This window comes from Marinobacter sp. ATCH36 (genome assembly GCF_023555055.1).
Taxonomy (GTDB): domain Bacteria; phylum Pseudomonadota; class Gammaproteobacteria; order Pseudomonadales; family Oleiphilaceae; genus Marinobacter.
This window is the reverse complement of record NZ_JAMJPL010000001.1, coordinates 654,131-674,771: the sequence shown is the minus strand read 5'-3', so window position 1 is coordinate 674,771 and position 20,641 is coordinate 654,131. Positions and strand designations below refer to the sequence as shown.

22 protein-coding genes and 1 pseudogene are annotated in these 20,641 nt (G+C 51.3%); 11 read left to right on the top strand and 12 right to left on the bottom strand.

All coding sequences use genetic code 11. The features are described from left to right. Positions 1-135: 135 nt before the first annotated feature. Together M8010_RS03010 and pobA are read right to left on the bottom strand one after the other, a co-directional pair. Positions 136-1,620, bottom strand: a complete 1,485-nt coding sequence (locus M8010_RS03010) for an aldehyde dehydrogenase family protein (RefSeq protein WP_250088206.1) — start codon at positions 1,618-1,620, stop codon at positions 136-138. A gap of 698 nt (positions 1,621-2,318) precedes the next feature. Beyond that, the gene (pobA, locus tag M8010_RS03005) at positions 2,319-3,506 is read right to left on the bottom strand and encodes a 4-hydroxybenzoate 3-monooxygenase (RefSeq protein ID WP_250088204.1); all 1,188 of its coding nucleotides are present in this window, start codon (positions 3,504-3,506) and stop codon (positions 2,319-2,321) included. Positions 3,507-3,643: 137 nt separating this feature from the next. On the opposite strand from pobA, the gene M8010_RS03000 reads away from it, so the two are divergent. Then, on the top strand, positions 3,644-4,534 hold the full coding sequence (locus tag M8010_RS03000) for a helix-turn-helix domain-containing protein (protein WP_250088202.1): 891 nt from the start codon (positions 3,644-3,646) through the stop codon (positions 4,532-4,534). Positions 4,535-5,052: 518 nt separating this feature from the next. Here the strand turns inward: M8010_RS03000 and M8010_RS02995 are convergent. The 6 genes from M8010_RS02995 to M8010_RS02970 are packed head-to-tail and all read right to left on the bottom strand — an operon-like array spanning position 5,053 to position 9,931. Beyond that, positions 5,053-5,892: a class III extradiol dioxygenase family protein gene (locus tag M8010_RS02995; protein WP_250088201.1), complete on the bottom strand. Its 840-nt coding sequence runs from the start codon at positions 5,890-5,892 to the stop codon at positions 5,053-5,055. Further along, the gene (locus M8010_RS02990; RefSeq protein ID WP_250088199.1) at positions 5,885-6,247 is read right to left on the bottom strand and encodes a protocatechuate 4,5-dioxygenase subunit alpha; all 363 of its coding nucleotides are present in this window, start codon (positions 6,245-6,247) and stop codon (positions 5,885-5,887) included. The genes M8010_RS02995 and M8010_RS02990 overlap by 8 nt, the downstream gene beginning before the upstream one ends. A gap of 30 nt (positions 6,248-6,277) precedes the next feature. Beyond that, the gene (locus M8010_RS02985; protein WP_250088197.1) at positions 6,278-7,150 is read right to left on the bottom strand and encodes an amidohydrolase family protein; all 873 of its coding nucleotides are present in this window, start codon (positions 7,148-7,150) and stop codon (positions 6,278-6,280) included. Between the two features lie 16 nt (positions 7,151-7,166). Next, a complete protein-coding gene (locus tag M8010_RS02980) occupies positions 7,167-8,231 on the bottom strand; it encodes a 4-oxalomesaconate tautomerase (protein WP_250088195.1) in 1,065 nt (354 codons plus the stop codon). Further along, on the bottom strand, positions 8,224-8,901 hold the full coding sequence (locus M8010_RS02975; protein ID WP_250088187.1) for a 4-carboxy-4-hydroxy-2-oxoadipate aldolase/oxaloacetate decarboxylase: 678 nt from the start codon (positions 8,899-8,901) through the stop codon (positions 8,224-8,226). The genes M8010_RS02980 and M8010_RS02975 overlap by 8 nt, the downstream gene beginning before the upstream one ends. Positions 8,902-8,917: 16 nt before the next feature. After that, positions 8,918-9,931 carry an amidohydrolase family protein gene (locus M8010_RS02970; RefSeq protein ID WP_250088185.1) on the bottom strand — a complete coding sequence of 338 codons (1,014 nt, stop codon included), beginning with the start codon at positions 9,929-9,931 and terminating at the stop codon, positions 8,918-8,920. 149 nt (positions 9,932-10,080) lie between these two features. Between M8010_RS02970 and M8010_RS02965 the strand changes: the two genes are divergently transcribed. The 7 genes from M8010_RS02965 to M8010_RS02940 all read left to right on the top strand — a co-directional run bounded on the left by M8010_RS02965 (position 10,081) and on the right by M8010_RS02940 (position 14,617). Beyond that, on the top strand, positions 10,081-11,298 hold the full coding sequence (locus M8010_RS02965) for a LysR family transcriptional regulator (protein WP_250088183.1): 1,218 nt from the start codon (positions 10,081-10,083) through the stop codon (positions 11,296-11,298). A 163-nt stretch (positions 11,299-11,461) separates the two neighbouring features. Then, on the top strand, positions 11,462-12,415 hold the full coding sequence (locus M8010_RS02960; protein ID WP_250088181.1) for a Gfo/Idh/MocA family oxidoreductase: 954 nt from the start codon (positions 11,462-11,464) through the stop codon (positions 12,413-12,415). A 54-nt stretch (positions 12,416-12,469) separates the two neighbouring features. After that, positions 12,470-13,465: an aldo/keto reductase gene (locus tag M8010_RS02955; RefSeq protein ID WP_250088179.1), complete on the top strand. Its 996-nt coding sequence runs from the start codon at positions 12,470-12,472 to the stop codon at positions 13,463-13,465. 100 nt (positions 13,466-13,565) lie between these two features. Beyond that, positions 13,566-13,796, top strand: coding sequence for a DUF2798 domain-containing protein (locus M8010_RS02950; protein ID WP_349666080.1), 231 nt, complete (start codon positions 13,566-13,568; stop codon positions 13,794-13,796). A gap of 147 nt (positions 13,797-13,943) precedes the next feature. Beyond that, entirely contained in the window at positions 13,944-14,075 is a 132-nt protein-coding gene (locus tag M8010_RS19925; protein WP_284047934.1) for a hypothetical protein, read from the top strand. Then, the gene (locus M8010_RS02945; protein WP_250088176.1) at positions 14,072-14,335 is read left to right on the top strand and encodes an AbrB family transcriptional regulator; all 264 of its coding nucleotides are present in this window, start codon (positions 14,072-14,074) and stop codon (positions 14,333-14,335) included. Before M8010_RS19925 ends, M8010_RS02945 begins: the two co-directional genes overlap by 4 nt. Positions 14,336-14,344: 9 nt before the next feature. After that, on the top strand, positions 14,345-14,617 hold the full coding sequence (locus M8010_RS02940) for a nucleotidyltransferase domain-containing protein (protein ID WP_349666092.1): 273 nt from the start codon (positions 14,345-14,347) through the stop codon (positions 14,615-14,617). On the opposite strand, the gene M8010_RS02935 is transcribed toward M8010_RS02940, so the two are convergent. The 4 genes from M8010_RS02935 to M8010_RS02920 all read right to left on the bottom strand — a co-directional run bounded on the left by M8010_RS02935 (position 14,601) and on the right by M8010_RS02920 (position 16,926). Next, positions 14,601-15,260, bottom strand: a complete 660-nt coding sequence (locus tag M8010_RS02935; RefSeq protein ID WP_250088173.1) for a HipA domain-containing protein — start codon at positions 15,258-15,260, stop codon at positions 14,601-14,603. The genes M8010_RS02940 and M8010_RS02935 overlap by 17 nt on opposite strands. Next, positions 15,223-15,948 (bottom strand): hypothetical protein, encoded by a 726-nt coding sequence (locus tag M8010_RS02930; protein WP_250088171.1) that lies wholly within the window; start codon positions 15,946-15,948, stop codon positions 15,223-15,225. The genes M8010_RS02935 and M8010_RS02930 overlap by 38 nt, the downstream gene beginning before the upstream one ends. Positions 15,949-16,038: 90 nt before the next feature. Continuing rightward, positions 16,039-16,575 (bottom strand): hypothetical protein, encoded by a 537-nt coding sequence (locus tag M8010_RS02925; protein WP_250088158.1) that lies wholly within the window; start codon positions 16,573-16,575, stop codon positions 16,039-16,041. Between the two features lie 129 nt (positions 16,576-16,704). Then, positions 16,705-16,926, bottom strand: coding sequence for a hypothetical protein (locus M8010_RS02920; RefSeq protein ID WP_250088156.1), 222 nt, complete (start codon positions 16,924-16,926; stop codon positions 16,705-16,707). 599 nt (positions 16,927-17,525) lie between these two features. Between M8010_RS02920 and M8010_RS02915 the strand changes: the two genes are divergently transcribed. From M8010_RS02915 to M8010_RS02905, 3 genes and pseudogenes are all read left to right on the top strand, one after another. Continuing rightward, positions 17,526-17,987 carry a hypothetical protein gene (locus M8010_RS02915; RefSeq protein WP_250088155.1) on the top strand — a complete coding sequence of 154 codons (462 nt, stop codon included), beginning with the start codon at positions 17,526-17,528 and terminating at the stop codon, positions 17,985-17,987. 169 nt (positions 17,988-18,156) lie between these two features. Then, positions 18,157-19,729: pseudogene (locus tag M8010_RS02910) on the top strand (transposase). 211 nt (positions 19,730-19,940) lie between these two features. Next, complete coding sequence (locus tag M8010_RS02905) at positions 19,941-20,618, top strand: hypothetical protein (RefSeq protein WP_250088148.1); 678 nt, start codon at positions 19,941-19,943, stop codon at positions 20,616-20,618. Positions 20,619-20,641 lie beyond the last annotated feature (23 nt).

Here is a 20,641-nt window from a genome sequence, read left to right as displayed (position 1 = left end):
TAATGAGATTATTGAATTCGATAACAAATGCACCACATAGGTCTTAACAGGCAACATTGAGCGTGAATACATCGTTTTTATATGCTTTTGCTCTTAGTTGCACGACACAAATTAATTGACCATATTGAGCGTTAATTAAAGCAGCCAACTTTTCGGAGACGAAATACTGTGATATTCCTGAAACTCTAACACCCCTTCATAACCGAGGTTACGGCCAATGCCACTTTGCTTGAGGCCACCAAAGGGTGCCAGGTTATCCTGCGCCATAGGCCCATGACCATTGATGTACGTGTAGCCGGCCTCCAGTTTACGGGCCAGCTTCAATGCCCTTTCCTTGCTTCCTGTCCACACCGATGAGCACAAACCAAAGTCTGAGTTATTGGCCATCTGCAACGCTTCTTCATCCGTATCGAATGGGATGATCGGCAAAACTGGACCAAACTGTTCTTCCCTTACAACCCGTAGCGTGGAATCTGGATTGAGCACCAGAGTCGGTCTCAGGAAGTATCCTTCCTCGAACAGTACCGGATCCTGCACCCTACCAAACTCCCTCACCTCAGTCCCGGCATCGCGGGCTTCGGCAATCATCCCAGCCACTAAATCTCGCTGTTTCCTATTATTGAGCGGTCCCATTGTCACCTCGGGATCAAGGCCATCGCCAATCACCTGTTTCGACATCACCGCCGAGAGCCCGGCCACCAATTCATCATAACGACTACGGTGCACATACAAACGCTTCAATGCCATACAGATCTGCCCAGCAGACATGAATGCCGCCAAATACATACGCATGAACGCAGCCTCATTTAGTTCGGCGTCTTCCAGTACCAGGCCGGCATCATTACCTCCAAGCTCTAGTGTAATCGGAGTCAAGTTATCGGCGGCCAGACGCATCAAATGCTTGCCCACCGCCGTGCTCCCTGTGAAGTTAATCTTGCGTACCCGAGGGTGCGATAGGAGTCCATCACCAATACGTGATGACGGTCCTGTCAGGAGGTTGAGCACACCCGTTGGCAATGCCTCAGCAATTAATGCAATGGTGAGTGCAGGCGCCAGTGAAGCCTGCTGCGACAGCTTGAGCACCGCAGTGTTCCCTGCCAGAAGCGCCTGGGGAAGCTTGGCTCCCATGATAGACAGCGGCCAGTTCCAGGGCACGACCAAAGCGGCAACCCCTCGGGGCTGACGCGTGATTATGGTATCGAAGATGCCATCGGTGATCTGTTGATCATCGGCAAGTCGGTCAGCATAATCGGCAACTTGCGAAAAGCGCTCACCCAAGCGACTCATCTCAATGCTTGCTTCCTTGAACACCTTGCCGTGCTCGCGCGTGAAAAGCCGGATGCGGGCATTCAGCTCATCCTGGTCGGATGTTAGATGCCTGGCAATACTGCGTAGATAGACAGCTCTCTCTGCATAACTCAATGCAGACCAGGCATGATAGGCTCCATGGGCGGCTTCGCAGGCACTATCTACATCCTCCATGCTGGCACTGGCGGCATAACCAATCAGCTCCGAAGTACGCGCGGGGTTAAAGACCTGATAAAATTCGCCGCTGGACGCATTAACACGGGAACCATCAATATAAAGTGGTGTAGCGATCAGATTTGGGGGGGTAGACATATTTATTGTTCTCCTTTTACAGCATTCAGGAATTCTTCATGTTTTACAAAAATGGTGTGTAAATCATCCTCAGACAAGTCAGATTCCAATTAATCGAGCTCTTGCAAGCCTTCGCCATTCGAGCGGACCTTGATAAATTTAGAAAAACAGGTTGACTATTCCTTTCCTTGGCAACGACTTTTTTCTGCTTCTCGTGGTACTCAGTTGACCAAGATCGCGCTTGGGCAGGGGAGCGGGAAGTATTGGCCACGAAAATCGATAATCAGCTCTCGCATTATTCAATAATGACCAGAAAAGTCTGTGGATATGTTCTCTCTAGTATTGATCAGGCACTTAATACTGACCATTTCAATTTAGCCAGAATGGTATTGATTTTTGATATTACATCAAAATTTTCCGCCCTGAGAGCTTCCTGTTGGTATGCTATTCTTAATCTGAGCCATCTGTGGTGAACCTCCATACCTTTGACATCTAACGGCATTAAAGTATTGCCTTCCGAAGTCCACCGGGGACAGCCCACTATTGTTGTCGTACCAACAAACCGGGTCATGAAACATCTCAATGTAATCGAAGGCGTCCTGGCCAACTGTTCTATTCGCTCTTAATCTACGAGAAAAAGTTTTCGGAAACGGCGTCTGATGTGACAGTTACAGAGCGAACTCATGCTGAATTTGAGCCGATGTTTGCCCGCATTATCGTCAAGGCTCAAGTTTTTCGTAAGGCAGTCCGGCGTAGTTCTCAGCGATAACTGTCATACCTGCTTCCGAGCCAGTGTAGTACTCAAGTTCGGCCCGCTGCATACGGCTGTTAAAGTCGTCCTTGTCAGAAAATTTGTGCATGGCGGAGGTCATCCACCAGGAAAAGCGTTCTGCTTTCCAAACTCTGCGAAGGCAGGTGTCTGAATAGCGCTCAATAAGGTCAGTTCGCCCTTCTTTGTAAATTTTCAGCATCAGTTGATAAAGAGTGTGCACGTCGCTTGCTGCGAGATTTAGCCCCTTAGCTCCGGTTGGAGGCACAATATGCGCAGCGTCTCCTACCAAGAAGAGGCGATGGTACTGCATCGGTTCTGCAACAAAGCTTCTTAAAGGCGCGATGCTTTTCTCAACAGATGGCCCGGTAATCATCTTTGCAGCAGTTTCCTCGGGCAGCCTTGCTTTGAGTTCGGCCCAGAATTTCTCATCTGGCCAATCTTCTACCTTTTCATCCAAAGGTACCTGGATGTAATAACGGCTGCGTGTCTCGGAGCGCATGCTACAAAGCGCAAACCCCCTTTGATGGCTGGCGTATATTAGCTCATCAGACACTGGTGGCGTTTCTGAAATAATGCCAAGCCAACCAAACGGGTACTCCCGCTCAAAGGTCTTTATTATTGTGTCTGGAATTGTTTGCCTGGAGATTCCATGGTAACCGTCGCAGCCAGCAACATAGTCACACTCCAGATGAACGGTCTCTCCGTTCTCAACAAATGATACGTAAGGATGTTTTGAGTCAACATTGTGAATTCTGACGTCAGAAGCCTCGTAAAAAGTCGTCGCGCCTGATTTTGCCCGAGCGTCCATTAAATCTCGAGTAACTTCAGTTTGACCGTAGATCATGACATTGTTGCCACCGGTAAGTCCCGCCAGGTCGATCCTAACGTTTCGCCCTCCAAATGCTAGAGCGAAGCCGTCATGAGGCAGACCATTTGCATCCATTCTGTCGCTGACACCGGCCTCTCTCAGTAAATTGACGGTCCCCTGCTCAAGAACGCCGGCACGGATCCGACTTAAAACGTACTCGCCTGATCGACGCTCAACGATAATATTGTTAATCCCGTGCTTCTGCAGAAGCTGTCCTAGCAAGAGGCCGGAGGGCCCTGCACCAATGATGGCAACCTGAGTTTTCACAATCTGTACCTTTTAGTTAGTTATTGGGATGTGTACATTCATAATCCAATAAAACCACTGTTCAAGTAATAGACAAATGGGCAGTATAATTGGACATATGATAGTTTTTGCGGTCTTCAACGAACTTAGGTGTGCCCATGAAAACCAGCGATGAAAAACTAGTTCCCATTTTCCAACTTTACGGAGAGCATAAGATCTGGCCAACCCCAGACCTTTTACACTGCGAATCAATCGCTGCCAGAAGCCGCCGCCACGACTGGTGCATCAAACCTCACAGACATAATGATTTATTGCACATTCTAGAGGTTCGTTCTGGAAGTGTTGTTTTGCAGCTTGAGGGAGAGGAGTTCAGTTTCTATGAATCAGTTCTGTTCGTAATTCCAAGTATGGCGATTCATGGTTTTCGTTTTTCGCGAGATGTGGAGGGCAGTGTAATAACACTTGCCAAGCCTATGATTGAGGAATACTCAAAAAGGCTCAGTCTCGATGGCTCCCTATGGTCTGAGGTATCGATGATTCCAGTGATGCCAGGCGGTGTCGAGACGCTGATGGTTCGATTGATTGAGAGCGAGTATGCAAAACCTGCTCAAGAGCGCAGTGTCTGCTTGGAAGGACTCGTTCAAGCATTAGCTGTTTTTATATTCCGGCAAAAAATTAAGCAGAAAGGGGCAGCCAGAGACTTCAACGTTCGAACTAGCGATCAATCTGAGACGCTATTGCAGCAGTACCAGGATTTGGTCAACGTGAGGTATGCTGAGCAGCCAACTGTTACGGAGCTGGCATTGGAACTTGGTACAACCGGTGCAAGGCTAAATACCGTATGCAGGAGGCTAGTGAATAAAAGCGCCCTACAAGTCATTCACGAACGCGTCGTGCTTCAGGCCAAAAGAGAGCTGACCTATACCAGCATGACGATAAGTCAGATTTCGGACTCCTTGGGATTTTCAGAAGCGCCTTATTTTACTCGCTTTTTTAAGCGTGAAACCGGTCAAACACCAAAGACGTTCAGGCGCCGTCATCCTATTTAAAACAGTTTCGACAGGATCAAGAAAGGGGTTGCCCCCTCCCAAGTCATCCGGCTAGCACCACCAGAATCGAAAGAGCACCCTTCAAGGCGCTACGCGACACACATATAGCGCACGATAAAAAAAAGGCTGGCATAAATGCCAGCCTAATAGGGCACAACGCTACTTGATCGCCCGCGTGGAGAAAATAAATAGCTAATTTTTTTGAAGTGCTGCCGCCCTTATCAACGTCCAGATATTGATAAGTCAGATCCGCGCAAATTCAGGTTGTGATATCCCGGATCACATTTGCAACTGAATATTCAAAAGTCAGTACCTGTCTCGCTCTACTTTATTGAGGAGACCTAAAGCTGCCTTTCAGTCAGGCAGTTCTGTACGCAGGAGGGCATCGGTTATTTAAGATCTTGCAACTGGCAGAAGCGCCTTGCCGAAGAGCCCGCTATCGATACCGCTTCGAACTTACATTGTCCTGTTTCATTTGTGAAAAATAAAAGATACAAAGCAAAATCGATGCTAGGTGTTTACTCATTCAGTAGCAGCTGAGTGCCGGCACCAGTGTTCGAAATAGGCGCCACGTAGTTTCGGTGGATTTCCTTAACACCACCCAGCATGGTCCCACGCATGGCTAACCACATGTTCAGCTCCACCGCCTGAGCACCGGCAATTTCCACTAAGTCATCGTTGCTGTATTTAGTCAGTGCTTCCGGATCATTTACCAGTTTGTCCATGCTTTCAAGGTCAAAATCAGTATTTATGAAGCCAGCACGCTCACCATCTAGTTGGTGAGACAAACCACCAGTACCCAACACAACCACCTTCTGGTCGCCAGCAAAAGATTCCACGGCTCTACCAATGGCCTGGCCCAGAGCATAGCAACGAGAAGGCTTGGGCATGGGGAAACGTTCACAGTTGATGCACACCGGAATGACCTTCAGGTGTTGGTAATTACGGCCCGGATACATCAGTGACAGCGGCACGGTCAAACCATGGTCTACCTTGATGTCTTGGCAAATCGTTGGGTCGAAATCATGTTCGATCAGCTCATTGGCTATGTGCCATGACAGATCGGTTTCACCCGTCACTGGCGGGATGGTGGCTATGCCCCAACCTTCATCAGCGTTTTCGTAACGTGGTGCACAGCCAAGTGCGAAAGTAGGTTTTTTATCCAGGAACATTTCCAATCCGTGGTCATTGTAGAACACAATGGCAATGTCTGGCTTTTGCTCACCCAACCATTCACGAATGGGCGGGTAGGCAGCAAAGAAGTCTTTCCAGTAAGGAGTGTCTTCCAACCCCTTGTCCATGGCAATGCCGATTGCTGGAATGTGTGAAGTTGTGATACCGCCAATTATCTTAGCCATTGTCTTTACCTCTCCCCTGGCTTTCCAGGTATGCCTTAAACTCTTCGGTGGTGCGACCAGTCTGGATACCTCCTACGTCCTGTACGTTCAGGCCCAGTAGGCCGGCAAATTTGGCCAGGTAATAGATGCTACCGCCCAAACGTTCCAGGCCCAGAATATCCCGTTTGATCACGGCTTCTTTCTGTTCCGGGGTCAGGCCAAATTTGTCGCAATAGGCTGCCTCGTCTTTCTTGAACTCTTCCCTGGCCTCGGCGTCGTTGAACGAGTAACACATCTTGTTCAGTGCATAGCCTCGGGTAGCCAGTGGCCCATCAAATTTGATAGTGCCCCATGTTCCCTTATCTTGTTTCGTCATCGGAGCTTCTCCTCTTAGAAGACCTTCAGGTTACGACCAGCAGAGCCGCATCGGGTTGTCAACCAGCAACTTTTGCTGCAGTTCGGCGGTCGGCGCGATCTCCGGAATCACATCCACCAGTTTTCCGTCGTCTGGCACATGGGACTTCATGTTCGGATGCGGCCAGTCGGTACCCCACAACACACGATCGGGGAAGGTTTCTACCAGCATCCTCGCAAACGGCACTACGTCGGAGTAGTTTGGCGGTGTCTGTGTCAATCGCTCGGGGCAGGAAACCTTGGTCCAGATCTTGCCATTATTCTTCATCAGGTCGATAAAACGCTGGAAATCCGCGTGATCAACACCTTTGGCCACATCTGGCCGCCCCATATGATCAACCACAATGGTGGTGTTGAGCTCACTCAGGAACGGGGCCAACTCTTCGAGGTCTGGCGCCTCGAAATACACCACGATGTGCCAGCCCAAAGGTTTAATCTTTTCCGCAATAGCCAGCAATGCTTCTCTCGGCGTGAAATCAACCAGGCGCTTGACGAAGTTAAACCGCACAGCACGGACACCGGCTTTGTCCATCGCCTTGAGCTCCTCTCCGGTGATAGCAGGATCTACTACCGCTACGCCTCGAGCCAGTTCACCGGCAGTTTCCAGTGCGTCAACCAATGCGGCATTATCGGTGCCATGACAAGATGCCTGAACAATCACGTTGCGTTCGAAACCCAGGTAGTCGCGCAATGCGAAAAGCTTTTCTTTCGGAGCATCACAGGGTGTGTATTTGCGCTTGGGGTGGTACGGAAAATTGCTCGCAGGCCCAAAAACATGGCAGTGAGCATCAACTGCACCGACCGGTGCCTTGAACTTTGGCCTAGAGGGATCGGCATGGAACGGTAGGTAATCTGAATTCATCATTTTGCGGTACCTAAAATCAATTTTCGTGAGCAAAAACAAAACCGTCGAAAAGTTTACGGGCTGTACGAAGAATGGCCGCTGAGGCAACTTGTCCGACGTGGTCCAAATCCAGGATTACTGTCATTTCCCCAATCGGGTGCTCCACTGATAGTATCTTGCGGTCGCCTTCGGGAAGCTCCGCGACAGCTTCGGCCGGTGAACTCTTGAGCACTGCCGCGGTAGCAACGCTGACCGCACCCAGCACCCCAATAGACGCATGGCAACGATGCGGGATGAAGGTACGTGTAGAAAGCGCACCGCCCGACTTTGCCTTACTTACCATGCTTAATTTGGGCACAGATTTCTGGGTAACATCGCCCAGATTCATCATCGGCCCCGCCTTCAAACGGATCGACTCGAGCATTGCCCGGAGATCATCGTTGGCTTCCAGTTCTTCCCGGCTTTCTGTGCCGGCAACGCCCATGTCTTCGGCGCGAATGACCACAACCGGCATGCCATTGTCGATCAGGGTCACTTCAACATCATTAATCGTATCCACAATATTGCCGGTGGGAAGCAGCGCGCCACAACTGGAACCTGCAGTGTCTTCAAAGGTAATCGATACCGGTGCAGAGCTGCCAGGCACGCCGTCAATGCGCGCATCTCCCACATAGCTAACCATGCAACCAGGGGTGGCAACGCGGGCGCGGGCAATCTGTCCGGTGTTCCGCATGAAAATGCGCACTTCAGTCTCATCGGAGCTGGCTGACACCAGACCACGCTCAATGGTGAAGGGACCAACTCCGGCAAGAATGTTTCCGCAATTCTGAGCATCGGTCACAATCGCCTGATCGACAAATACCTGCAGGAACAGGTAGTCAACATCGGCATCGTCACGTTCCGACGGCCTGACCACAGCCACTTTTGAGGTCAGTGGATCAGCACCGCCCATGCCATCGATCTGGCGTGGGTCCGGGGAGCCCATGACTCCCAAAAGAAAGGCATCACGCTCAGCAGTGTCAGCGGGCAGATCCGAATCCAGGAAGTAGCCTCCTTTGGAGGTACCACCGCGCATCCACATGCAGCGAACGCCATCAGACATACTTCAGCCCCTTCTCTTCCAGTCGCGGACGCATGCTGTAGATATCCAGGCCCAACTCACCATTGGCCAAACGCACACGTTTCTCTTCTTCCTTCGCTTCACGCTGGCGGGAGAGCTCCAGAACCTCCGCAGCCTTTTCGCGGCGAACAACCACAACACCGTCGTCGTCAGCAACGATGATATCGCCCGGATTGATCAATGCATGGGCGCAAACAATAGGCACATTCACCGAGCCTAAAGTCTCCTTAATAGTGCCCTCGGCGAAGACCGCTTTGGACCATACCGGAAAGTTCATTTCGCGAAGATCGCGGGTGTCACGAACACCGCCATCAATCACCAGCCCGACCACACCGCGCGTCTGAGCAGAGGTTGCCAACAGATCGCCAAAAAAACCGTGAACTGAGGGTGACGTCGGTGAAAATACCAACATGTCGCCTTTCATAGCCTGCTCAATGGCTACATGCATCATCCAATTATCACCGGCAGCTCCGGATATAGTCAGAGCAGAGCCGGCTATAGTTTTATCCTGTTGAATCGGCCGCATGTAATGTGCCAGCAGGCCGACACGACCTTGTGCCTCATGAATGGTCGCCACACCACACTCAGCCAGTCCTTCAATTACGGATTGATCGACACGTTCAATGTTTTGTACAACTACGTTGTCTCTCATTGCTCACTGCTCCTGCTCAGGAAGGCACTTTCAGACGACTGAACACACGACGAATGTTGTGCTCGAAAATATCTCGCTTCTGCTCTGCGCTTAAGGCGACGTTGTTGTCGATATAACGCTTGGTGTCATCGAAGTAGTGCCCGGTTTCTGGATCGATGCCACGTACCGCCCCGATCATTTCAGAGGCGAACAGGATGTTTTTCGACGGAATGATGTCTATCAGAAGATCGATGCCGCGCTGGTGATAAACGCAAGTATCGAAGTAGATGTTATTCAATACCCGTTCCTCTAGATCGAAACCACGGTCCAGTGCCAGACCACGGAAACGACCCCAATGGTAGGGAACGGCTCCCCCCCCATGCGGAATGATGATTTTCAGTTCAGGAAAATCCTTAAAAACATCCGACATCATCAATTGCTGAAAGCCGGTAGTGTCAGCACCCAAGTAGTGGGACCCAGTAGTATGGAAGCAGTCGTTACAAGCCGCACTGACGTGCACCATGGCAGGAATATCGTACTCGACCATTTTTTCGTAGATCGGATAGAAAGAACGATCGGCCAGGGAAGAGCCATTCCAATGACCGCCACTGGGGTCTGGGTTTAAGTTGATACCGAGAAAGCCCATCTGCTCGACGGTCCGGACTATCTCGGGAACGGACTTGGCCGGATCAACACCCGGAGACTGCGGCAACTGGGCAACCGGTGCAAAGTTGTTGGGGAACAGATCACAAACGCGGCGAATCAGGTCATTCTGGTGCTCGGTCCAGAAACGGCTAGTGTGCTCGTTGCCAACATGATGCCCCATCCAGCTCGCCCGTGGCGAAAAGATCGTCAGATCAGTACCGCGTTCCTGCTGCAATCGCAGTTGGTTCTTTTTGATACTTTCCCGGATCTCATCATCGCTGATGTTAATCTGGCCTTTTTCACCGATGAAATCGGGATCCGCGGCAACCGCTCTTTTCTGTTTCTCACGGTACTCACCTACCTGCGATGGCGTGGTCGTGTAGTGACCATGACAATCTATAATCATTTCTCACACCTTGGATATTGATTAAGTTGGTCTAGAGATGTATTGCCCCTAGTATTAGTCAGGCAACAGAGACTGGCTATTTCAATTTAACCGCAATAGTATTGGTTTTTGAGAATACGCTATCAAACTCGCCCGTCCTGAGAACCGCTATGCATTTCGCTATTCCCAACCTGAGACACCTTCGAGTCTTCATTGAGGTAGCCAAACACGGCAGCATCAGTAAGGCTGCTCCACTAGTATTCCTCTCCCAACCTGCAATCACGCAGGCGATAGGAAAACTAGAAGCACTATTAGACACGGAGTTATTCGAGCGACAAGCAAACGGCATGTTCTTGACAGGTTCTGGCGTTGTCTTCAAAGCGCGAGTATTGCGCTGTATTGAATACCTGGAACGTGGAACCCGTGTCGCCCTCAGAACCAGCACCAGACAATCTCGTGCAACTGCTCTGCTGCCGCTACTGACCACCACTCAGTTGCGGGCACTTATCGCCGTCACAGAAAACCACAGCTTCAGTGTGGCTAGTCGGCAATTAGATATCTCTCAGTCCTCACTGCACAGGGCCAGCAGGGAGCTCGAGGAGCTACTGGGTGTAACATTATTTGAAAAGGCCCGCTCATCAATCATGCCAACACGTTCTGCAGAACAGTTATCCCGTGCCGCAAAATTGGCGTTTGCCGAGATCGAGCAGGGCTTTTATGAGATATCGGCACTCCTATCCCGGGAGGTGGGCAAGATCGTCATCGGCAGCATGCCGTTGGCAAGAACCTCCATACTGCCGGACGTCATCAACCGCTTTACGCTGAGTCACCCTGATATTGGCTTGGATGTGGTCGACGCTCCGTACAACGATTTGCTATTTCACCTGCGAAACGGAGACGTGGATCTATTGATCGGTGCATTACGCTTCCCTCCACCGACCGAAGACATTGTTCAAGAAGAGCTCATTTCACCTCCCCTCGCCATCGTTGGCCGAAAAGGCCACCCTCTGAACCAGAAGCACTCACTGGAGTTGGAGCAGCTGCTCGATTATGGGTGGGTAGTTCCTCGAAAGGGCACTCCCACTCGCAAATTTTTTGAAACTTTGTTTTCTGACCGTGGCCTTCGACCCCCTCAAAGACTCGTCGAGACCAGTTCGCAAATACTTATTCGCTCGCTATTGAGCGGCAGTGAACGCCTGACCCTCATCTCCACACATCAGATAGAGCAGGAGCTGCATCAGAATATCCTCGGCGTGATACCCTATGACCTCAGCCACACTGGACGTCCGATCGGCATTACAGTCCGCCGGGACTGGCACCCAACACCTACTCAGAAGCACTTCATGGATCTACTGAAAGATGCTGCCTCGCAGTATAAGGGAAGCTAAAATACCCCCCCCCTATTGCAAATTTTGAATACCAAAAGAGTTTATTCAATTATTCCTTGGCTCATCTTAATGGTAAATTTTGCCAAATATACAATGTGCAAGCTCAGCACAACGCTGCACTTGGCCAGTAAAATCGACGCATTCAAGATCAGGAGAATAAGACATGAGATTATGTGTAGCCGGCGCATCCGGTGCCTTTGGCACTAAACATATGGACGCCATTGAATCCATCGAAGGGGCAACCATCACATCTGTTGTAGACACGAAAGCCGATGTTATCCAAGAGTTGGCCCGAGATCGGGGCGTTTCTCACCATACCACTGACCTAGCCGAAGCACTGGGCCGCGACGATGTAGACGGTGTTATTCTGGCCACCCCGACTCCGATTCACGCGGCTCAAGCCATCCAGTGCCTGGAAGCGGGCAAACACGTGATGGTCGAAATTCCGATGGCGGACAACATCGAAGACTCTCGCAAGCTGGTGGAAGTCCAAAAGAAAGCAGGTCTTGTTGCCATGGCCGGCCACACGCGTCGTTTTAACCCCAGCCATCAGTGGATCCACAATAAGATCCAGGCCGGCGAGCTGAACATCCAGCAAATGGATGTACAAACCTACTTCTTCCGTCGCACTAACACCAACGCCAAAGGCGAGCCACGCTCTTGGACCGACCACCTGCTGTGGCATCACGCCTGCCACACCGTCGACCTTTTTCAATATCAGGCCGGCGAACAAGCCACCAAAGTCCAGGCACTAGAAGGCCCGCACCATCCGGACCTGGGTATTGCCATGGACATGAGCATTGGCATGAAAACTGGCCGTGGCGCACTCTGCACCCTATCCCTGTCATTCAATAACGATGGCCCTTTCGGCACTTTCTTTCGTTACATCTGCGATAACGGCACCTATATAGCTCGTTACGACGACTTGCTCGACGGCCACGGTAACAAGATCGATTTGAGCGACGTAGCCGATTCCGACAATGGCATCGAACTGCAAGATCGAGAATTTATTAACGCCATCAAAGAAGGCCGAGAACCGAATGCCAGCGTTGCCCAATGTCTCACTGCGATGGAAACGCTGGATCGTCTGGAGCAGCACCTCAAAGCCGACAGCTGATCGATCCTGCTCGCCGTTGCCCCATGTGAACCACCAACCTTAAAGGAACCCCACATGTCCCGAACGCTGGAAGAGTACTTTGATCAGCCCGGCATCGGCCTCGGCTGTATGAACCTGTCGCACGCCTATGGAACTCCGTTGTCAGAACATGACGCCGTTAGCGCATTGCAGGAAGCGTTCGATATGGGGTATCGCCATTTCGATACTGCGACACTTTATGGTGGCGGTCGCAACGAAACAGTTGTTGGCAAAGGATTAAAGACTCATCGTCAATCACTGTTTCTGGCCAGTAAGTGCGGCATGACTATCGGTCAGGACAGTGGAAAGAAGGAAATCGATGGGCGCCCGAACACCCTGCGGGTCCAGTGTGAGGCCAGCCTGCGCCGCCTTCAGACGGATCACATTGACCTATACTATCTTCACCGCCTTGATCCTAACGTGCCAATTGAAGAAAGCATCGGTGCCCTAGCCAACATGGTGCATGAGGGCAAGATCGGCGCAATCGGCCTGTCGGAAGTATCGGCACAAACACTTGCGCGTGCCCAATCCGAGCATCCCATTGCTGCTGTCCAGACCGAATATTCACTCTGGTCTCGCAATCCCGAGATCGCCGTTTTAGAAGCTTGTCGCAACAGCGGTACCCGCTTTGTTGCCTTTAGCCCTTTGGCCCGAGGTTTTCTCACCAACACTCTGGAGGATATAGACAGCCTCGTGGAGAATGATATTCGCAAAAACATGCCGCGGTTCCACAGGAAAAATTACGAGAAAAATCGTAAGCTTCTGGATGGCTATATTGCCATTGCCAAGGGAGTCGACTGTACCCCTGCACAGCTGGCCCTGGCGTGGCTCAAGTCGAAGGGGGATTTCATCGTTCCAATCCCCGGCACACGTTCAGTTCACCATATGCGGGAAAACCTGAATGCCGAGTCGATCCAGTTAGTCGACGACATCGTCAACCAACTGGATGCCCTGATTAACCAGAATACGGTTCATGGCCCCCGCTACAGCAGTGCGCAACAGGCTGAGGTCGATACCGAAGAGTTTACCTGAGGCGGGCCGAACATAAACTTTATAACGCATTGAACTGGAGTCGAAGCGATTAACGCTGAAAAATACTCTTTGCGTCAGCCGGTTATAGGGGAGCGGCAGAATGATTGATCGAAAATACCACAGACTTGTGTTTTCGTTTTTTATGTCGCTACTGATGTCCTGCATTATGTCACTGGTCATTAGCGTCTATAATGTCGGCTGGGTGAGCGATATAATTTCAATCTGGTTAAAGGCTTGGCTATTTGCGTTCGTTGTAGCATTCCCCACGATACTAATCGTGTCACCCATCGTTCACAAACTTGTCGGTCTGGTTTTAAAGGAAACTAAATAACCAGGGGTTTGAAGTCTACCTACCCCTATCAGCCCAGAACTAAAGTTAAGTCGAAAAAAAGCCATTTCCCGTTAAGTATTGAAGTCGACCCCGAGATTTGGACAGGTGCCTAACCTCTGATTCATTATCTCCACAAGGAGGAGAATCATGAGCAAGAAACGCAAGCAATACAGCGCATCATTCAAGTCCAAGATCGCCATGGCCGCCCTCAAGGGTGACCAGACCACATCTGAGGCTCCTTGGGCGACGCGAACACTTGAGATCGGGAAAGCACCATGACCGGGCCAAAAGACTACAGCCCCAACGAACTGGTTGCCCAGGGCGATCAGAATGCTCCCATTACAGAAGCGTTGCGTGAGTGGGACCAGGCGCCTGCTGTTGATCTGGAGCAGGACGTCAGTAGCCTGCGAGGCATTGTTTCCTCTCAACGAGCAGTCAGCATTGAAGAAATGAACTCAGCGATCCGGCAAAAGGTCATGGAGAGCGAAATTGATCTCCGAGAGACCTTCCTGAAATTCGCCAAGCTTGTGTCAGAATAGTTTGAGGTCATTCAGCTCGTACTGTTTGGCAGTCGTGCCCGGGGTGATTACCAGACGGAAAGCGATGCCGATGTGGCGGTGATACTGCGCGGCGAGCCTGGTGATTTTGTCGAGACCAAACTTGCGATGGCCGATATGGCTTACGATGTGCTGCTTGAGACCAGTGTCCGGATTCAGCCGTTTCTGGTCTGGGAGACTGAATGGGAAAATCCGGCCAGCTACTCCAATCCGGACATCCTGAATAATATAGCCCGGGAGGGCATCATTATCTGGCAGTCCTGACTTCATGCCATTGACCTTGAATGGCTTTCGCTGCGGAGCTGAAACTATCCAGGTGGATTAGGGGGCTGTTCTGAATCAATCCGGGTAGACCTCTATGGATGGCCCGCTCCTTAAAATAAGCCAAATCACCAAGCCGGTATATCAGAGTTCTGGTTGCCGCCTCCGGATCATGCGCCAGGCGTTTGATGATAGCGCCATAATTCACTCCACGTTGCTGGTGGAAATGCCTTGGCCATACTGTCGCTCTGGTGACAGCCTCCGGGTCGAGCACCATGGGCGCCAGGTCGAAAGCTGGTGCAAGCTCAATGACTCCATCCCGCTTGAGAATCGCAGTGTTTCGGCCATGGTTGTCGGTGTTCCCGATAGCCATGTTTATGAGATCTCGGAGCAGGTATTCGACAAGCAGGTCGTCGAAATCGATGTCGAGATAACCATTCAGGCGTGACAGAACATCGGTATGTTGTAGCCGTGCGCCATCACCCACCATTCCCATCAGACTGTAGACAGATTCCACGCCACAACGTTGGATGCGTCCATCTCTAATCACCCGATCAAACCGCGGCAGCCACAGCGAGGGCTTGCGCCCTTCGTGTAACCTTGACCCTTTATATGGTGTGCGCACCGAGATCTGCCAGGACGTCATAGAACACACCCTCAGCCCTCAGGATGTCTTCATCGTCAGAGAGCATTCGGCCACGAGGAAACTTGACCCGCCAGTGTTGGGCGATTCTGGCTTCATCAAGGGTACCTTCCAGATAGAGGGAGCCAGCTTCATCCTCAACCAGAAGAAGCTTCTGGGCCTCGCCGCCTGCGCCAGTGGCGCCCTCAACTGCTATACCAAGACTGTGGGCATGCTCGATCAGTTCACCGTTGTGATCTGCGACGTCCTCGCGTGTGAATGATATTGGTTGCTTGCCGGCGATTCGCTCATGAAATGCTTCGGCGGCTTCTTTAATTCGGAGGTTGCCGATGGGCGCAACGCAACCTTCCTTGAGTAAGCGAAAGTCCAAACCGGGCCCTGTATCCTTTTCGCCCCATAATCTACACAGAGAGCGTCGACTTGCGCCTTGGGGGATCATGTCTCTCAGGGGTGGGGCCACATGTTGATCATTAAAGTGGCTGACAAAATCACCCGGAAGGGCGACGCTTATAGCCCCCTCATCCGTGAAGTTCAGTCCGGGACGAAAGGTATCCGCATCATTGACATACATCGTGTCGTAGTAGAACTGTAGTGCACCGGTTAGCCCCTTATTGGGGTCACGGAAAACCACCTTGCCAGCATCTATCCAATGTCCGTCCCAATGCGCCTGAATGGTCAATGCTTCAGCCATGAATCTCTCGCTTGCCCTCTTGGCGAACTACTAAGAATTCCTTAGTAGTTGCCGGCTCCTCCAACTCATCAGCTGGTCCAGGCTGAGCCATTACTCTCTTCCTTTGTTGGCCTGTGAGGATATCGGCGTTTGGCAAGTCCAGGAACCACTCGACCATTTTCCCGTTAAGTAGCGGCTGAGCAGATCCACCATTTCAGCACCGCTAATCAGGCCAGCTCGCTTGAGTGCGACAATAAGATTCTCAATGTCATCAGAGACAACCTCATCACCAGAAAGGCGGGTAATGACTTCGGCGAGCTCATCGTCCGGCGTTTTTTCATAACGAACACCAAGCCGCTGGGCCAGGGCCAAAACGTAGGCTTCAGTGCTCTCCGGTTCGCTCATGGCTTCCTCAAAGAAGACAACGTATGTGTTGCCTAACGGTAAAAATGGGTATGTGGATTGGTATTCTGGGCCTGGGGCTGTCTCTCCTTTCAGAAGGCGAAATTGAGGAAGATCGAACTGCCGAGGATTTCTCGGTAGTTCGCCAAGACGGCAATCGCCAAGTCCGCCGCCGCATCGCGCAGTTAAGCCCGTGATGTAAGCTCGATGAAACGGGGCTTGTTCAGCCCGTGTTATTCGCAGCATGTTTGTGTCCAGTCATCCAGATTGGTTGATCGCCAATCCCATGGGAGCTTTGCCAGTGGCTTCCTTTAGCGGACATTAGCATGCATCTGCTAATTTCCGCTAACCATTGGCTGTGGAACGAACAATTATCTAATCGGGGCCATCATTCGGCGACTGATCCCGGCCTTCCTCAGAATCAATATCTTCGTCCCAAACGGGGTCGAATGGCCAATCGTAGCGTTTCACCGAGCCTTTCAGGCGTTCCAGCGGCGTCAGTTCCTGGGGGAGCGGCTCGGCCAGTTCATCCGCATGGGCGCCTCTGGCATCAAGCCCTTCCAAGAGTTCTTTTTCTGAAGAGGGTTTCTTTAGCATCATACTCTCCAACAAAATCCCTTTTCATTGTAGCAATCTTGGGAACGTTGAATCGTGCTGTCAGTCGAGTGTTCCTGATCATTCACGGCAAATGGGTCAGTGAATGATTGGCTGAGAATAATTTGACCGTAGTTTTACAGCGTAGTCTGACCCGTGTCGGATCGAACTTCTCTGCTATGACCACAAAGCGGACCTTTTTCGATTCCTCAAATAGCGCTTTCCGCGCCCCCCCCATTTGCCCAGGTAGACGCTGTGTAAACACATAGTTATAAATGCAGAACGCTCGATTCGATGTTCCAGGGTCTCGTTAAACCCGAGAGGGCCAGGCGAGTTTATCCCAGCTCAGATCTCCAACACACTGTTTCTACGAGCTATTTTTTTGCTGCAAATTTACATATGTGGTCTTATTTAGGCGCAGAGAAGCCGAGGCGCGTTTTCACGCAGAGGAAAATCGACTCTTCAGAAACAGCTGATTCGGCAGGTCATTGATAGCTATACGGATTTACGTTTCTGACAGGGTCATAGTTCAGCGTGGGCAACTGAGGTATAGTCGGAATACAAACTAATATACTGTTAGCCTCTTATCGAAGGTCCTACTCATGTCACGTACATATGGCCTCAAAACGGCATCCGACCTGCTTGCTAAACTGGATCGTGATGCGAAGTTGTTGCAAGAGGGAGTCTCTAGCGACCGCTTTTTCAACTTTGTGGTCACCGCATACTCTCTCGCGGATTGGGTTCAGAACGACCCGGTGGTGCCGCAACCGGCAAAAGCTGACCTCCAGAGGTTCCGGGGCACCACAGCGATAAAAATTTGTCGTGATCTTGCCAATGCAAGCAAGCACTTCCTGCTAGATCCAACGCGTAATCCCAACCCCGCAGTTTCCGCCGCAGATTCAGATCAAGGTTTTGGAGCTGGCAGATTTGGGGTCGGTGACTATGGCATAGGAGAAGAGAAAATTACTGTTATCTTAGGTGCTGGAAATTCAATTGATGGACTTGACCTCATGGAAGATACCTTGATGGAATGGCAGCAATTTTTCTCTAATCACGGTATATGAGTTGCGTAACCTAGACGGCAAACCAGTGCAGGCACGGCGACGCCCTTTACATTGCGCCTTCGGCTTCATTTCAAGGGCGCGCATGCTGCAAGCGTTGAGACTGTAGAAAAACCCCGAAATTCCCGCTCCGGTTTGGTAGGATCAGGCAAACGGACAAGGAGTCGTTGGCATGCCTCGCTTCAAGCATTACAACTACGACCAGAGCGCCATGGTCGTGATCAACTACCAGGAACAGCTTCAACCCGGCACCTTTGAAGACGCAGTGCACTACCTGATCGAACACAAGCTGGACCTGTCAGTTTTCCATCCCAAATACCGCAACGAAGACACCGGCCGCTTAGCCTACGATCCGGCCATCCTGCTGAAGATCATCCTGTTTGCCTATTCCAAGGGCATCACCTCCAGCCGCGAGATGCAGTGGTGCTGCGAGACCAACATCATCTTCAAGGCCCTGTCCTGCGATACCGTTCCCCACTTCACCACGCTGGCCAAGTTTGTCAGCAGCCATGCCGAGGAAATCGAAGAGCTATTCGAGCAGGTGCTGCTGGTGTGCCACGAACAGGGATTGCTGGGTAACGAACTCTTTGCTATCGACGGCTGTAAGATGTCTTCAAATGCCGCCAAGGAATGGTCCGGCACCTTTAAGGAACTGGGCGAAAAGCGGGAGAAACTGCGACGACTGATCCGCCACCACTTGAAGGAACATTACGAGCGGGACGAGGCAGAAACCGAAGCCGAGCTGGATCGGGATATCCGTCGAGCGAATACCATCCTCTCGCTGGATGAAGCCATGAACAAAGTGGGCCGCTTCCTAAAGACGAACCGCCCAAGGATGGGCCGGGGGAAGCGGAGCAAGGAAGTGAAGAGCAACCTGACTGATAACGAAAGCGCCAAAATGACCACCAGCAAAGGCACGATCCAGGGCTATAACGGCGTAGCCACGGTGGATAAGAAACATCAGGTGATCATCGATGCCGAGGCTTTCGGCGAAGGCCAGGAACACCACACCCTGCAACCGGTACTGGAAACCGTCGAATCCCGATTCCGGAAACTAGGCATTGCCGAGAGCATCTACCAGCAAGGCACGGTCGTCACCGCCGACACAAGCTTCGCTAATGAAGCCAACATGAAGTACCTACACGAAAGGCAGATCAACGGCTACGTGCCAGACAACCGGTTCCGCAGCCGGGATCCGAAGTTCCAGAACCAGAAAGACAAGTACGGCAAACGTCATCAGAACCTGCCGGATAAAGGGTGGAAAGATACGCGACCGGCCAGTGACTTCCAGTTCGATCCGGTGAAGCTGACCTGCATCTGCCCAACCGGCGAAGCACTTACCTACCGGGGTCAGCGAGAAGCGGAGAATGGCAAGATCAGAGTGCACTTCGAAGGTCGATTGCTGCAATGTCGGCACTGTCCCAAGAAGCACCAATGCATGCAGAACCCTGCATCCGCTAACCACCGAAATGGGTCTGGCCGACAGGTCTCGTTCACCATTGAGAACAAGCGCCTGCCCAACTACACGGACTGGATGAAGCATCGGGTGGACAGCCGGGCGGGGCAAAGAGATCTACAGCCACCGCATGTCGGTGGTGGAACCGGTGTTCGGCAACATTGGTACGACGAAACGGCTGAACCGCTTCAGCCTGAGAGGTAAGAGGAAGGTGCAGGGCCAGTGGCAGCTATACTGCCTGGTGCACAATATTGAGAAGCTGGCGAATTATGGGCGGTTAGCCGCGTGATGCAGGGACCAGAAGGGCCGGAAATGGGGCTGCTGGAAGTCAGCAATACCGGCGCTGGCAGCGCCAAATCGGCCGAAACTAATGGCTGAACAGCGGAATCGCGATCATCGGCTAGCGGATGGCCGCTACAAAAAATTTAAGAACCAGGCGCTGAGGACGGCTCGGAATCGAGTTTTTCTACAGCCTCGTTATATTTCGAGGGAAGCATAGTGTGTCAGTAGCCAAATACGCTAAAAAAATGGAGAGTGCGGACTCAATGGCTTTTGTCAGGCGCGTCATGTGGAAGTCGCTTGATGGAAGAATACGACAGGTCTTTGATGCACACTTGGAACATAAGTCAGCACTCAATCACTTTGGTGGCCTTTTCATCCGGAGGGCATATGATGAGGAGCCAATTCGGTCATCTGGTTTAGTGTCGTTTCAGCATATAAATTCGATCCATATTTTTACGGGCCACCGACTTCTTGGCGTTTCACTAGTTGATCAAGAAAAGAACCGTCTGAAAATTGCCTGTGAAACTAATGCGCAGCTATGGTATTCGCAGGGTCCTTCCGGTCAGGTTTTGGTTTTTGTCGCACCTTATAAGTCAGATGCCGGGGAAATAGAAGAAAAAGAAATCATAATCGGAAAGTACAAAGAGCCGGAATCAGTATCGGTTGACGATGTGAAGCGCCATTTTAGAGTGTTCTTTAAGTATTGTTCCTGCACAAGCCAGCATTCTGCCAATAGCTTGCTACATTTCTTGTACCGGAAAAGACTTATGATGAGCGACTTTAGGTACCGAAGTGATTTCAGGGCCAAAGCTATAAACGTGGCCGAGAGAGTCGCAATACTGATAGTGGGTGGGGCTGCAGTTTGGGCATCTCTATATGCGGGTGGAAAAATATAACAAGGCCGTTAACGACCGCCTGT

What these genes read in the sequence shown, in the direction of transcription:
- M8010_RS03010 (WP_250088206.1), bottom strand. Translation starts at nt 1,620, where the DNA reads ATGTCTACCCCCCCAAATCTGATCGCTACACCACTTTATATTGATGGT.
- M8010_RS02920 (WP_250088156.1), bottom strand. Translation starts at nt 16,926, where the DNA reads ATGCTAAAGAAACCCTCTTCAGAAAAAGAACTCTTGGAAGGGCTTGAT.
- M8010_RS02935 (WP_250088173.1), bottom strand. Translation starts at nt 15,260, where the DNA reads ATGACGTCCTGGCAGATCTCGGTGCGCACACCATATAAAGGGTCAAGG.
- M8010_RS02960 (WP_250088181.1), top strand. Translation starts at nt 11,462, where the DNA reads ATGAGATTATGTGTAGCCGGCGCATCCGGTGCCTTTGGCACTAAACAT.
- M8010_RS02950 (WP_349666080.1), top strand. Translation starts at nt 13,566, where the DNA reads ATGATTGATCGAAAATACCACAGACTTGTGTTTTCGTTTTTTATGTCG.
- M8010_RS02980 (WP_250088195.1), bottom strand. Translation starts at nt 8,231, where the DNA reads ATGTCTGATGGCGTTCGCTGCATGTGGATGCGCGGTGGTACCTCCAAA.
- M8010_RS02990 (WP_250088199.1), bottom strand. Translation starts at nt 6,247, where the DNA reads ATGACGAAACAAGATAAGGGAACATGGGGCACTATCAAATTTGATGGG.
- M8010_RS02930 (WP_250088171.1), bottom strand. Translation starts at nt 15,948, where the DNA reads ATGGCTGAAGCATTGACCATTCAGGCGCATTGGGACGGACATTGGATA.
- M8010_RS02925 (WP_250088158.1), bottom strand. Translation starts at nt 16,575, where the DNA reads ATGCTGCGAATAACACGGGCTGAACAAGCCCCGTTTCATCGAGCTTAC.
- M8010_RS02955 (WP_250088179.1), top strand. Translation starts at nt 12,470, where the DNA reads ATGTCCCGAACGCTGGAAGAGTACTTTGATCAGCCCGGCATCGGCCTC.
- M8010_RS02970 (WP_250088185.1), bottom strand. Translation starts at nt 9,931, where the DNA reads ATGATTATAGATTGTCATGGTCACTACACGACCACGCCATCGCAGGTA.
- M8010_RS02975 (WP_250088187.1), bottom strand. Translation starts at nt 8,901, where the DNA reads ATGAGAGACAACGTAGTTGTACAAAACATTGAACGTGTCGATCAATCC.
- M8010_RS02995 (WP_250088201.1), bottom strand. Translation starts at nt 5,892, where the DNA reads ATGGCTAAGATAATTGGCGGTATCACAACTTCACACATTCCAGCAATC.
- M8010_RS02915 (WP_250088155.1), top strand. Translation starts at nt 17,526, where the DNA reads ATGTCACGTACATATGGCCTCAAAACGGCATCCGACCTGCTTGCTAAA.
- M8010_RS02945 (WP_250088176.1), top strand. Translation starts at nt 14,072, where the DNA reads ATGACCGGGCCAAAAGACTACAGCCCCAACGAACTGGTTGCCCAGGGC.
- M8010_RS02965 (WP_250088183.1), top strand. Translation starts at nt 10,081, where the DNA reads ATGCATTTCGCTATTCCCAACCTGAGACACCTTCGAGTCTTCATTGAG.
- M8010_RS03000 (WP_250088202.1), top strand. Translation starts at nt 3,644, where the DNA reads ATGAAAACCAGCGATGAAAAACTAGTTCCCATTTTCCAACTTTACGGA.
- M8010_RS19925 (WP_284047934.1), top strand. Translation starts at nt 13,944, where the DNA reads ATGAGCAAGAAACGCAAGCAATACAGCGCATCATTCAAGTCCAAGATC.
- M8010_RS02985 (WP_250088197.1), bottom strand. Translation starts at nt 7,150, where the DNA reads ATGATGAATTCAGATTACCTACCGTTCCATGCCGATCCCTCTAGGCCA.